The 12413-nt window shown below is 72.6% G+C and carries 10 protein-coding genes; 7 read left to right on the forward strand and 3 right to left on the reverse strand.

The features are described from left to right. Positions 1-615 precede the first annotated feature (615 nt). Entirely contained in the window at positions 616-2628 is a 2013-nt protein-coding gene (gene acs, locus ACSUPT_RS16310; RefSeq protein ID WP_436944747.1) for an acetate--CoA ligase, read from the reverse strand. 369 nt (positions 2629-2997) lie between these two features. Between acs and ACSUPT_RS16315 the strand changes: the two genes are divergently transcribed. Further along, positions 2998-4302 carry a hypothetical protein gene (locus tag ACSUPT_RS16315; protein WP_351963944.1) on the forward strand — a complete coding sequence of 435 codons (1305 nt, stop codon included), beginning with the start codon at positions 2998-3000 and terminating at the stop codon, positions 4300-4302. Here ACSUPT_RS16315 and ACSUPT_RS16320 read toward each other — a convergent pair. Next, on the reverse strand, positions 4299-5282 hold the full coding sequence (locus ACSUPT_RS16320) for an ATP-binding protein (RefSeq protein ID WP_351963945.1): 984 nt from the start codon (positions 5280-5282) through the stop codon (positions 4299-4301). The two genes, ACSUPT_RS16315 and ACSUPT_RS16320, sit on opposite strands and share 4 nt — an antisense overlap. 102 nt (positions 5283-5384) lie before the next feature. On the opposite strand from ACSUPT_RS16320, the gene ACSUPT_RS16325 reads away from it, so the two are divergent. Continuing rightward, complete coding sequence (locus ACSUPT_RS16325; RefSeq protein ID WP_436944749.1) at positions 5385-6203, forward strand: oxidoreductase; 819 nt, start codon at positions 5385-5387, stop codon at positions 6201-6203. A 573-nt stretch (positions 6204-6776) separates the two neighbouring features. On the opposite strand, the gene ACSUPT_RS16330 is transcribed toward ACSUPT_RS16325, so the two are convergent. Further along, positions 6777-7631, reverse strand: a complete 855-nt coding sequence (locus ACSUPT_RS16330; protein ID WP_436944750.1) for an HAD family hydrolase — start codon at positions 7629-7631, stop codon at positions 6777-6779. A gap of 597 nt (positions 7632-8228) precedes the next feature. On the opposite strand from ACSUPT_RS16330, the gene ssd reads away from it, so the two are divergent. The 5 genes from ssd (at position 8229) to ACSUPT_RS16355 (ending at position 12400) form a co-directional block, all read left to right on the forward strand. Then, positions 8229-9332, forward strand: coding sequence for a septum site-determining protein Ssd (gene ssd, locus ACSUPT_RS16335; RefSeq protein WP_436944752.1), 1104 nt, complete (start codon positions 8229-8231; stop codon positions 9330-9332). After that, entirely contained in the window at positions 9329-10480 is a 1152-nt protein-coding gene (locus ACSUPT_RS16340) for a TadA family conjugal transfer-associated ATPase (RefSeq protein WP_436944754.1), read from the forward strand. The genes ssd and ACSUPT_RS16340 overlap by 4 nt, the downstream gene beginning before the upstream one ends. Further along, positions 10474-11352 (forward strand): type II secretion system F family protein, encoded by an 879-nt coding sequence (locus ACSUPT_RS16345; protein ID WP_436944756.1) that lies wholly within the window; start codon positions 10474-10476, stop codon positions 11350-11352. Before ACSUPT_RS16340 ends, ACSUPT_RS16345 begins: the two co-directional genes overlap by 7 nt. Next, on the forward strand, positions 11349-12125 hold the full coding sequence (locus ACSUPT_RS16350; RefSeq protein WP_436944757.1) for a type II secretion system F family protein: 777 nt from the start codon (positions 11349-11351) through the stop codon (positions 12123-12125). The genes ACSUPT_RS16345 and ACSUPT_RS16350 overlap by 4 nt, the downstream gene beginning before the upstream one ends. A gap of 137 nt (positions 12126-12262) precedes the next feature. Then, the gene (locus ACSUPT_RS16355; protein ID WP_231717367.1) at positions 12263-12400 is read left to right on the forward strand and encodes a DUF4244 domain-containing protein; all 138 of its coding nucleotides are present in this window, start codon (positions 12263-12265) and stop codon (positions 12398-12400) included. Positions 12401-12413: the final 13 nt, after the last annotated feature.

A 12413-nucleotide genomic window follows, 5' to 3' on the forward strand; every position in this document is an offset into this window, starting at 1 on the left:
CTCCGGACGTGGGCCCGCCGCCGTCCTGACGCCGAATCCCGGTGCTGCTGCACGTCGCGGATCCACGCCGGGCGCCAGGGACGCGCGCGTCCGCTTCCCGCTGTGGGCATGCGTGCCTGCCCCGAGGACTTCGTCCAGGGGGGCGGGGCGATGGGGGTGGCCTGCTCGAGCGAAGCCGAGGGTGGGGGAGGTGGGCACACAGCGGACCTGGCGGGTGCCTGTCCAACGCGTCACGCACTCGGGCACGGGGCACGTTCAGCGGTGGCGGGCGCGGGCCCGTTCTGCCACGCATCCAGAGCTGTCCGGAGGCCAGGCTCGCTGGCGCGGGTCGCACCCAGGCGGGTGCGCGGCGACCTCGGTGGGCGCAGCGCACCTCCAGGGGGCACCAGGCCCGTCCGTCGGCGGAGCGCGGTCCATCAGCCGGGCCCCCGGCACAGCACACCGCCGGGCAAGGCCCGCACAGGCCCGGCCTCAGTCGCCGTACCGGACCCCTACGGGGCGCTGGGCTCAGCGCGCCGCGAAGCGTACCCACCGGGGTGCCAGGCTCGGTGCGCTGCGAAGCGCACCGCCCGAGCCCGGCCCCCGTCGGCCTCGCCCCGCCGGAGGCGTCGTCGCTCAGTCCTCGCTCGGCGCGGCCGGCAGCTTGGCCTGGATCAGGTCCATCACGGACGAGTCCGTCAGCGTCGTGACATCGCCGAGCTGCCGGTTCTCGGCCACATCGCGCAGCAGCCGCCGCATGATCTTGCCGGAGCGCGTCTTGGGCAGCTCCGCGACAGGCAGGATCCGCTTGGGCTTGGCGATCGGCCCGAGCGTCGCGCCGACATGGTCACGCAGCTCCGCGACGAGCGCGTCGGGCTCCGCCTCCGCCGCCTGGGTCGCACTGCCGCGCAGGATCACGAACGCCACGATGGCCTGACCGGTCGTCTCGTCGGCGGCGCCGACGACGGCGGCCTCCGCGACCTTGGGGTGCGAGACGAGAGCCGACTCGACCTCCGTGGTGGAGATGTTGTGGCCCGACACGAGCATCACGTCGTCCACCCGGCCGAGCAGCCAGATGTCGCCGTCCTCGTCCTTCTTGGCCCCGTCGCCCGCGAAGTACTTGCCCTCGAAGCGGGACCAGTAGGTGTCGATGAACCGCTGGTCGTCAGCCCAGATGGTGCGCAGCATCGACGGCCACGGCTCGGTGAGCACCAGATAGCCGCCCCCGCCGTTGGGCACCTCGTTCGCCTCGTCGTCGACGACGGTCGCGGAGATGCCGGGCAGCGGCCGCTGCGCCGAACCGGGCTTGGCCTCGGTCACGCCGGGCAGCGGCGAGATCATCATCGCGCCGGTCTCGGTCTGCCACCAGGTGTCCACGATCGGGCAGCGCCCGCCGCCGATGTGCTCCCGGTACCAGATCCACGCCTCCGGGTTGATCGGCTCGCCGACGGAGCCCAGTACGCGCAGGCTCGACAGGTCGAACTTCGCGGGGATGTCATCGCCCCACTTCATGAACGTCCGGATCGCGGTCGGCGCCGTGTAGAGGATCGTGACGCCGTACTTCTGCACGATCTCCCAGAAGCGGCCCTGGTGCGGCGTGTCCGGCGTGCCCTCGTACATGACCTGCGTCGCGCCGTTGGCCAGCGGCCCGTACACGATGTACGAGTGGCCGGTGACCCAGCCGATGTCGGCCGTGCACCAGTAGACGTCCGTCTCCGGCTTCAGGTCGAAGACGGCGTGGTGGGTGTACGCGGCCTGCGTGAGGTAGCCGCCGGAGGTGTGCAGGATGCCCTTCGGCTTACCGGTGGTGCCGGAGGTGTAGAGGATGAACAGCGGGTGCTCGGCCTCGAACGCCTCGGGTGTGTGCTCGGCGCTCTGACGGTCGACGATCTCGTGCCACCAGACGTCCCGGCCCTCGGTCCAGGCCACGTCCTGCCCGGTGCGGCGCACCACGAGCACCCGCTCGACGCCGTCGACCCGGCCCAGGGCCTCGTCGACGGCCGGCTTCAGCGCGGACGGCTTGCCGCGCCGGTAGCCGCCGTCGGCGGTGATGACCACCTTGGCGTCGGCGTCCTGGATGCGGGCCGCGATGGCGTCCGCCGAGAAGCCGCCGAACACCACGGAGTGCGCCGCGCCGATCCGCGCGCACGCCAGCATGGCCACGGCCGCCTCGGGGATCATCGGCATGTAGACCGCGACCCGGTCGCCCTTGCGGACGCCGAGCTCCGTCAGCGCGTGCGCGGCGCGGCTGACCTCGTCCTTGAGCTGCGCGTAGGTGATGGTGCGGCTGTCGCCCGGCTCGCCCTCGAAGTGGATGGCGACCCGGTCGCCGAGCCCGGCCTCCACATGCCGGTCCACGCAGTTGTACGCCACATTGAGCGTGCCGTCGGCGAACCACTTGGCGAACGGCGGATTCGACCAGTCGAGCGTCTCGGTGGGCTCGGTGGCCCAGGTGAGACGGCGCGCCTGCTCGGCCCAGAAGCCGAGCCTGTCCGCCGCCGCCCGCTCGTACGCGGCCGCCGTCACATTGGCCCGCGCGGCCAGCTCGGCGGGCGGGGCGAATCGGCGATCCTCCCGCAGCAGATTGGCCAGGCTCTCATTGCTCACGACATCTCCCATTCCCAGGGCGTCCGATGTGTCCCGGCCCATAGCTCACCAGCCGGATGCGCGGGTGACAAGGGTTTCCAGCGCATTGGTTTAGACCTCTCAGGCGGATGGCTGCAGCCGGGCGCTCCGGACGGCACGTACGGTCGGGCGGGCCTCCCGGGTCGCCGCCGGGCGCGTGGACGAGGAAGGCCACCCACCCCCACCACGTCCCCGCCCCGCCGCCGGTTCACCCCACGCCCACTCCAACGCCCGGTCGCGACGGCCCGTGCCCGGTTCGAGGCCATGACCCGGCGATTCACCCGAGTTGGTGATTAATCCTTCTATACGGCTCGTCATACCGGCTCTGTGCGGCTTCCGGTGCGACGTTGGCGACGCTCGCACACGAACCCGGCAAAACGGAAGGGTGGGCCGATGAGGGCTGTCAGGAAGAGGATCGTGATCGGCACCGTCGCGGTGGCGCTGATCACCGGGCTGGCGGGATGCGGAGGCTCCGACGAGCCTCCCGGAGCCGGTGCCCGGGGCCCCGAGAAGGGAGCCGTTCCACCGAAGAGCCGCGTCAAGCTGATCGGCGACGGCTCCACCGCCTACACCGGCCTCCAGCCGGGTCTGGAGAAGCCGACGCGTCTGGCGCCGGGTCAGCGCCCCCCGCAGTTCGTCGTCTTCTCCTGGGACGGCGCCGGCGAGGACAGCCAGAAGCTGTTCTCCCACTTCCGCCGTGTCGGCAAGCAGTACAACGCGAAGATGACGTACTTCCTCAGCGGCGTCTACCTGCTGCCGGAGGAGAAGGCCGCGCTCTACAGCCCGCCCGGCCACGCCCCCGGCCGCTCCGACATCGGCTTCAACGACACCGAGGGCATCCGCGACACCGTGCGCGAACTGCGCGGCGCCTGGCTCGAGGGCAACGAGATCGGCACACACTTCAACGGGCACTTCTGCGGCCCCAACGGCGGGGTCGGCACCTGGTCCGTCGAGGACTGGAAGAGCGAGATCGCCCAGGCCAAGTCCTTCGTGAAGAACTGGAAGACCAACTCCGGCCTGGTGAAGGAGGAGCCGCTCCCCTTCGACTACGACAAGGAGCTCGTCGGCGCCCGCACCCCCTGCCTGGAAGGCCGCGACAACTTCGTGCGCGCCGCGAGCGAACTGGGCTTCCGCTACGACACGAGCGGCGTCAACAACCAGGTCTGGCCCAAGAAGAACGGCTCCCTGTGGGACCTGTCGATGCACCTCGTCCCCGTCCCCGGCCGGGCCTTCGAGACGCTGTCGATGGACTACAACTTCATGGTCAACCAGTCCGGCACCACCAAGGGCGACCCGGCGATGCACCGGTTCTGGGGCAACCAGATGCGCGACGGCCTGATCCAGGCCTTCAACCGCTCCTACCAGGGCAACCGCGCACCCGTGATCATCGGGAACCACTTCGAGTCCTGGAACGGCGGCACGTACATGCGCGCCATTGAGGAAACGATTGCTCACGTCTGTGTGAAGCCCGAGGTCCGCTGCGTGTCGTTCCGTCAGCTCGCCGACTGGCTCGACGCCCAGGACCCCGCCGTACTCGCCAAGCTGCGGACGCTCAAGGTCGGCCAGACCCCCGCGGAGGGCTGGAAGCGCTTCCTCACCGCCCCCGCGGTGAACACCTCGCCGACGGCCGGCGGCAAGCCCGCGGGCCAGGTGGCCGCCCGTGCGACGGCGCCCACCGGTGCCCGCCGGGACGGTTAGACCGACAGGCGCGTCACCGCCTCCCCGAGCACGAAGGCGGGGTCGACCTGCGCGGCCAGGTCGGCGCCCGTCTTCGCGTTGCCCCAGCTCTCCGCGTTCTTCAGATGGAAGTGCACCATCTGGCGCGTGTACCGCTCCCAGTCCCGCGTCGCGTACGTCGCGTCGACCGCGTCGCGCAGTACGCGCAGCGCCTCCCGGTTCTCCGGCTCCAGTGCCCCGAACGGGCCCGGCCGGCCCCTCTCCATGGACCGCACCCAGTCCGACTGCCCGACCGTCACCAGCAGGTCGTCCCCGACCTCGTCCCGTAGGAACTCCAGGTCCTCCCGGCTCTGCACCTTGTTGCCGACCACCTTCAGCGCGACCCCGAAGTCCCGCGCGTACTCGGTGTACTGGCGGTAGACGGAGACCCCCTTCCGGGTGGGCTCCGCGACCAGGAACGTCATGTCGAAGCGGGTGAACAGCCCCGAGGCGAACGAGTCCGAGCCGGCCGTCATGTCGACGACGACGTACTCGTCGGGACCGTCGACCAGGTGGTTGAGGAACAGCTCCACCGCGCCGACCTTGGAGTGGTAGCAGGCCACCCCCAGGTCGTCCTCGGTGAACAGGCCCGTCGCCATCAGCCGGATCACCCCGCCGTCCAGCCGCAGCGGGCGGGCGCACGCCTCGTAGACAGGATTCTCCTCGCGGACGCGGAGCAGCCGTGAGCCCTCACCCGGCGGAGTCGTCTTGATCATCGTGTCGACGGAGCTGATCCGGGGGTTGCTCCCGCGCAGGTACTGCTTGATCAGCGGCAGATGCGCGCCCATCGAGGGCAGCGCCGCCGCCTCGTCCTCGCCGAGGCCGAGCGCGGGCCCGAGGTGCTGGTTGATGTCGGCGTCCACCGCGACCACGGGGGCCTCGGTGCTCGCCAGATGGCGGATGAAGAGGGAGGACAGCGTCGTCTTGCCGCTGCCGCCCTTCCCGACGAAAGCGATCTTCATGTTCACCTACCGTAGTGGCTCGATCGCGGCTCGTTGCCGCTCCTTATGAGGAACACCACTCGGGCTGGGTCGGTGTCGCGCGGGCGCGTAGCCTCGCTACTTATGAGTACGCATGCCGCCGACCCCCTGGCCGCCCTCGCCGCTCTGCCGGGTGTCCCCGACGCCGTGGACTCCGTGCGCAAGGCCGTCGACCGGGTCTACGGGCACCGTGTGATGCGGCGCCGCAGCAACGAGATCTCCTCCGAGGCCGCCCTTCGTGGCGCGCGCGCCTCGGCGGCGCTGTCCGGTGCCGACTGGGCGCTGGAGGAGGTCCGCAGGCGGACCGACTTCAGCGCGGACGCGGAGGCGCGGACGGTCGGCGCCGCCCTGCGGCTCGGCGTCGAGGTCGGCCAGCTGCTCTCCATCTGGCGGCAGTCGCCCCTGCGGGTGCTGGCCCGGCTCCACCTGGTGGCGGCCGGCGACGACGCGGACTCCGTGGGCCGTCCGCGCCAGGTCGGCGAGGCGGTGGACGAGCCGCTCATCGAGGCGCCGCTGCCGGACGCCGCCGAGGTCGCCGCCCGTCTGGACGGGCTCGCCGGGCTCATCGTGGCGGGATCTTCGGCCCCGGCGCTGGTCACGGCGTCGGTGGTGCACGGCGAGCTGCTGGCGCTGCGGCCCTTCACCTCGTACAGCGGGCTGGTGGCGCGGGCCGCCGAACGGCTGGTGCTGATCGGCAGCGGCCTCGATCCCAAGGCGATCTGCCCGGCCGAGGTGGGCCACGCCGAACTGGGGCGTGCCGCCTACGCCGCCGCCTTCGACGGCTACCTCTCCGGGACCCCGGAGGGCATGGCCCAGTGGATCACTCACTGCGGCCGTGCCGTCGAACTCGGCGTCCGCGAGTCGACCGCCGTCTGCGAGGCTCTCCAGCGCGGCGCGGCCTGATCCGCAGGCACGTGATCCGGCGCGACACGGGGTGCCCGCGCCGGGTCGGCTGCTCGGCGGGCCGGGCGACAGCTCGGGAGGAGGGCCTGTGCCCGGAGGGCCTGACGCGGCCGGTATTCGCCCGGAGCCGCGGAAGCGGGAGGATCCGGCTCGGGTCTTCCCCGGAGATCCCGCCCGGATACGGCGAGGTGCCGGAACTCCTCAGCCGCCCGGCGCGATCCCCGGCCGGCCAGCGGTGAACCAACCCTCAACAGGGTTGCGGCGGTACCGATTTCGGTACCGCCGCTGGCACTTCCGCCGAGTTACCATGCGTCCTCGATATGTGCCCATCAGGCGGGGAACTTCGCCCTACGCCTGGTGCGGCTGGCCCGTAATCGACGGGTCGACGTCGCGTGGGTGCTCAGCTTCCGTGCTGTTCGGTCCGTGGGGCCTTCTTGCTCAACAGGTGATCCTCTCGGATGTCCTCGGTCTCGCGGGCCGTAACTCCTTTGTACTACCACGACCCGTGATGCGAAAGTCCTGCCGTTAGTTCTTTACTTGCTCCTTCACGTACCGATAAGTCCGGTTCGTTGCTCAGGCGGCCGGTACGGGCCCCGGCAGCGCCGACTGCCGCCGCCGGCTCGCGTACCAGACGAGTCCCGCCGTCGCGGCCGCCGCACCGATCGCCGCGGCCGCCACCAGGGCGGGGCGCGGCGGCATCCGGAACGACGGCACCCGCTGCTTCAGCCGTACCGGCCGGTTGAAGGCGAGAATCGGCCACTCCCGTGCGACCGCCTCCCGGCGCAGCGCCCGGTCGGGGTTCACCGCGTACGGGTGTCCGACCGCCTCCAGCATCGGCAGGTCCGTCGCCGAGTCGCTGTACGCGTAGCAGCGCGACAGGTCGTACCCCTCGGAAGCGGCGAGCTCCCGGACCGCTTCGGCCTTGGTGGGCCCGTACGCGTAGTACTCCACCTCTCCGGTGAAGCAGCCGTCGTCGCCGACGACCATCCGCGTCGCGACGACACGGTCGGCGCCCAGCATCTCGCCGATCGGCTCCACGACCTCGGCGCCGGACGTGGAGACGATCACCACGTCCCGGCCGGCGGCGTGGTGCTCCTCGATGAGGGAGGCGGCCTCGTCGTAGATGATCGGGTCGATCAGCTCGTGCAGCGTCTCCGCGACCAGCTCCTTGACCTGCTGGACGTTCCAGCCCTTGCAGAGCCGGGAGAGGTAGGCGCGCATCCGCTCCATCTGGTCGTGGTCGGCGCCGCCCACGAGGAAGACGAACTGCGTGTACGCGGTGCGCAGCGCGTCACGGCGGTTGATCAGGCCGCCTTGGTAGAAGGACTTGCTGAAGGTCAGCGTCGATGACTTCGCAATGACCGTCTTGTCCAGGTCAAAGAACGCTGCTGTCCGAGGCGAGGAGTGGTTTTCCACAAGCCAGAGCATAGGTGCCCGCCATTCGGCGTACGCTGGGGCGTGTGGGTTTGCCTGAGAAGGCTCTCGGGTACACCATGGAAGTCACGGATCGTTCGCGACCGTGCTAACCCGGACCGGCTCCTCCCCCCCCGAGTCGGCCGGAGAGACGACCCCCGCTCTCCCCCCCGGCGGGGGTCGTCGCATGTCCGGAGGGGTTTTCGCCCGCCGCTCCCGCTTCGGTCCGCGCATCTCGCCTCCTTGGCGCTTCCGTGCCGCCCGCGTCGGGCATGCCGCTTGCCATCACTCACAGTAGCCGAAGCGATGCGTTGGGGAAGTCGCTGGTTTGGGTGATCGAGATATTCACAAGCGGTGGGTTGTCCACAGTTTTTCAGCAAGATCCACTTTATTTCCGGAACGCCGTCACTGTGATTCCACCGCGAAGACGTGACGCCGGAATCCCTGATCTCCCGTCACGCCGACGCGGCGCGACTCGGTGCCCGCGCACCGAATGACGCACGCGGTGCACGCCGTCGGCAGACGCCGACGCATCCGTGCGCGACTCGCGACAACCAGCGCGACCCGGCGGCGGAACAGGCGCCGGGAGGAAGCGGAGAAGGGGGCGGAGACATGACGGAATCCAAGACGGACGACCCCGCGTCGTCCCCCGGGAGCCGGCGGGCGGTGCCGCTGATCATCACCGAGGACGCCGCACTGCTGGACGACCTGCTGAGACTCTGCGCGGCCGTCGGCTGCCGGCCCGTGGTGCACCACGCGCCACCGGACCGCAGGGCCGAGTGGGACGCCGCGCCGCTCGTCATCGTCGGGGACGACGCGGCGGCACGCTGCCGAGGAGTCCCGCGCAGACCCGGTGTCCTGCTCGTCGGCCGCGACCAGGACGACGCCGATGTGTGGCGGCGGGCCGTGGAGATCGGAGCGGACTGCGTCCTGCGGCTGCCGGACGCCGAAGGCTGGCTCGTCGACCGGATCGCCGATGTCGTCGAAGGCGTGGGCCGCCAGGCCCTGACCGTCGGGGTGCTGGGCGGCAGAGGCGGGGCGGGAGCGTCGACCCTGGCGTGCGCCCTGGCCGTCACGGCCGCCCGGAGCGGGCACCGCACGATGCTCGTCGACGGCGATCCGCTCGGCGGCGGATTCGACGTGCTCCTCGGCGCCGAGCGGGAGGAGGGGCTGAGATGGCCGGATCTCGCCGCTTCGAAAGGACGGGTCGCCGGCGCCGCGCTGGAGGACTCCCTGCCCGCGCTGAGCGGGCTGCGGGTGCTGAGTTGGGACCGGGGGGACATGACGGTGGTCCCTCCCGAAGCGATGAGGTCGGTGCTCGCGGCGGCCCGCAGGCGGGGCGGTGTCGTCGTGGTGGACCTGCCGCGCCGCGTCGACGACGCCACCGTGGAGGCGCTCGCCCAGGTCGATCTGGGCCTGCTCGTCGTACCGGCCGAGCTGAGGGCGATCGCCGCGGCGAAGCGCGTGGCCTCGCTTGCCGGCATGGTCCTGGACGACCTGCGTGCCGTGGTGCGAGGCCCGTACGCCGCCGGGATGGACGACACATGGGTCGCCCGGGTCCTGGGGCTGCCGCTCGCCGGGGAACTCCCCGATGAGCCACGGCTCCTGGCGTCACTGGACGACGGGACGGCTCCCGGCGCCGACGCGTCCGGGCCGCTCGGGCGGTTCTGCACGGCGTTCTGGGAGCGGGTGCTCACCCCGGAGGCCGCGTCATGAGCACCCCGTATCTCGAATCCGTACGCCAGAGCCTCGCCGAGAGCGGCGCCGAGCCGACACCGGCCGGCGTGGCGGCGGCCCTGCGGGCGCAGGGAAGGCTGCTGGGTGACACGCAGGTCCTCGGGGCCGCCGAGAGCCTCCGGCGCGAACTCGTGGGCACAGGCCTGCTGGAGCCGCTGCTCACCGACCCGGACGTCACCGATGTGCTGGTGTCCGCTCCGGACCAGGTGTGGGTGGACCGCGGTCGCGGGCTCGAACGCTCCGGTGTCGCGTTCCCCGACGCCGAGGCGGTGCGCCGGCTCGCACAGCGCCTCGCCGCCGTGGCCGGGCGGCGCCTCGACGACGCGCGCCCCTGGGTCGACGCCAGGCTCCCGGACGGTACGCGGATGCATGCCGTGCTGCCGCCCGTCGCCGTCGGCTCGACGTGCCTGTCGCTGCGGGTGGTGCGTCCGCGCGCCTTCAGCCTCGCCGAGCTCGTCGAGGCCGGGACGGTGCCGCCCGGTGGGGGACACATCCTGCGGGCCCTGGTCGAGAACCGCGTGTCATACCTGGTCAGCGGCGGCACGGGCACCGGGAAGACCACCCTGCTCTCGAGCCTGCTCGGACTCGTCGGGGAAGGGGAGCGGATCGTCCTCGCCGAGGACTCCGCCGAGCTGCGGCCCCACCATCCGCACGTGGTGCGCCTGGAGGCCCGCCCGCCCAACCAGGAGGGCGCCGGCCAGGTGACCCTGCGCGATCTGGTGCGACAGGCGCTGCGGATGCGGCCTGACCGCCTCGTCGTCGGCGAGGTGCGCGGCGCGGAGGTCGCGGACCTGCTCGCCGCCCTGAACACCGGCCACGACGGCGGCTGCGGAACCGTCCACGCCAACACCGCCGCGGACGTCCCCGCCCGCCTGGAAGCGCTCGGATCGGCCGCCGGGCTCGACCGAGCCGCTCTGCACAGCCAGTTGGCCGCGGGCCTCTCCGCCGTGATCCACCTCGTACGGGGACCGGACGGCGTGCGGCGGGTCGCCCAGGTGCATGTGCTCGAACGCGGGCCCGACGGGCTCGTGGTCACGGTGCCCGCGCTGCGGTGGTCCCCGACCGGCTTCGCCCGGGAGCGCGGCTGGCAGCGGCTCAGCGACCTGATCGGAGGTGCGCGATGGTGACGGACCCGGCGTACGCGGCCGCGCTGTGCCTGGGCGCGGCGGCCTGGCTGCACGCGGAACGGGGCAGAGCACGGCGCCGTGGACGGCTGCTGTTCGCGGGCGATTCCGCCGTTCCCCTCGATTCGCCGGTCCGCCTCGACGCGTCGCTGATCGGGCGGCGAATCGGCCGGCCCGGTTGGAGGACGGTTCGGTTGCGGAAGGAATGGCTGTGCCCAGTGGCCGCGCTCGTACCGGTCCTGCTGGGTGAGTCCCTGCTGCCGTTGCTCGCGGGGGCGGCCGCTGTGCCTCTCGTCGCGAGGCGGCTGCGGGCCCGCGCCCGGGCCGGGGAGCGCGAACGGCGGGCCGACGCCGTGATCGAACTGTGCGCCGCCGTCGCGGCGGAACTGCGCGCCGGCAGCCAGCCGGTCCAGGCGCTGAGGTTCGCCGCCCGCAGTACCGGCGCGCTGGGTCGCGATGAGGCCGCCGTGGTGGCGGCAGCGCGGTTCGGCGGTGATGTGCCGGAGGCGCTGCGGGGCGCGGCGCGGGCGGACGGTGCCGAGGGGCTGGCGGGCCTCGGGGCGTGCTGGCAGGTCGCCGTGGACGGCGGTGCGGGACTGGCCGCCGGACTCGATCGCCTGGAGGCGGCGCTCCGGGAGCGGCGGGAGCAGCGGGAACGGCTCCGCGCCCAGCTGTCCGGGGCATGGTCGACCGTCGTCCTGCTGGCTCTCCTGCCCATCGCGGGCCTCGCCATGGGGGCCGCCCTCGGCGCCGATCCGCTCCGGGTCCTCTTCCACACCCCGGCAGGTGTGGCCTGCCTCGTGGTCGGCGCGGGTCTGGAGGCGGCGGGTCTCTGGTGGGCCGGGAGGATCGTCCGGGCGGGGGAGGAGCCGTGACCTGGGACGCCGACGAGGTTGTCCACCGCCTGTGGACAGTGCTGACGGTTCTCGTGGCCGTGTTGTGGACGGCACGCGCGGCGGCTCGCGCACGACGGGTTAGAAGGACCCGCGGGCGGCTCGTGGTGCTGATCCCGGCCCACCGTCCGCGCCGGCCCCGAAGCCGCGGGGTGGCGCCGCTCGCCGTGGCGCTGACCCGCCGGTGGGGCGCCCTGGCCGCGGCCGTGCTCACCGGGTGGGTGCTGTTCGGCGGGGCCGTCGGCTGCGCGGTCGGCGTCGCCGCCGCGTACGGGCTGCGCCGGTGGCAGCGCCGCCCCCGTCCGGCGGCCGGCGACACCGAGGCCGCCGCCCGGCTCCCGCTCGCGGCGGAGCTGCTGGCCGCCTGTCTGTCGGCCGGTGCGGGACCGCGCGAGGCGGCGGAGGCCGTCGGCCGGTCGCTGGGCGGCCCCCTGGGCGAGCGGCTCAGACGGACCGCGGCGGAACTGGCGCTGGGCGGTGACCCGGGCGAGGCGTGGGGCCGGTTCGGGGAGCTGCAGGGCGCCCGCCAGCTGGCGCGCTGCCTGGAGCGGGCGGCCGCGTCCGGTGCCCCGGCGGCGGGACCCGTGTCCCGGCTGGCGGCGGGACTGCGCGCCGACCGGGCGAGAGCCGCCGCCGCGCGGGCCCAGCGGGCCCAGGTGCTGATCACCGCGCCCGTCGGGCTGTGCTTCCTGCCCGCCTTCCTCGCGGTCGGCGTGGCGCCGGTCGTGATCGGACTCGCCGGCCGGCTGCTGTAAGGAACCACCGGCCGCACAAGCCGGTGACAGAGACAACGCGCACATCGGACAAGGAGGTTGCCGTGTGGCACCGAATGGTGGAGTGGACAAGGCGACGTTGGACGTACCCCCGGACGGGCCTGCGCCGGGACGCGGGCATGAACACGGCGGAGTACGCGATGGGCACGATCGCGGCATGCGCCTTCGCGGCCGTGCTGTACAAGGTCGTCACCAGCGACGCCGTGTCGTCGGGGCTGCGGTCCACGATCGAAAGGGCGCTCGATGCGCCGTTCTGAGAAGGGGCCGCCG

The sequence above is a fragment of the Streptomyces sp. SudanB25_2051 genome, from assembly GCF_964272635.1.
Lineage (GTDB): Bacteria > Actinomycetota > Actinomycetes > Streptomycetales > Streptomycetaceae > Streptomyces.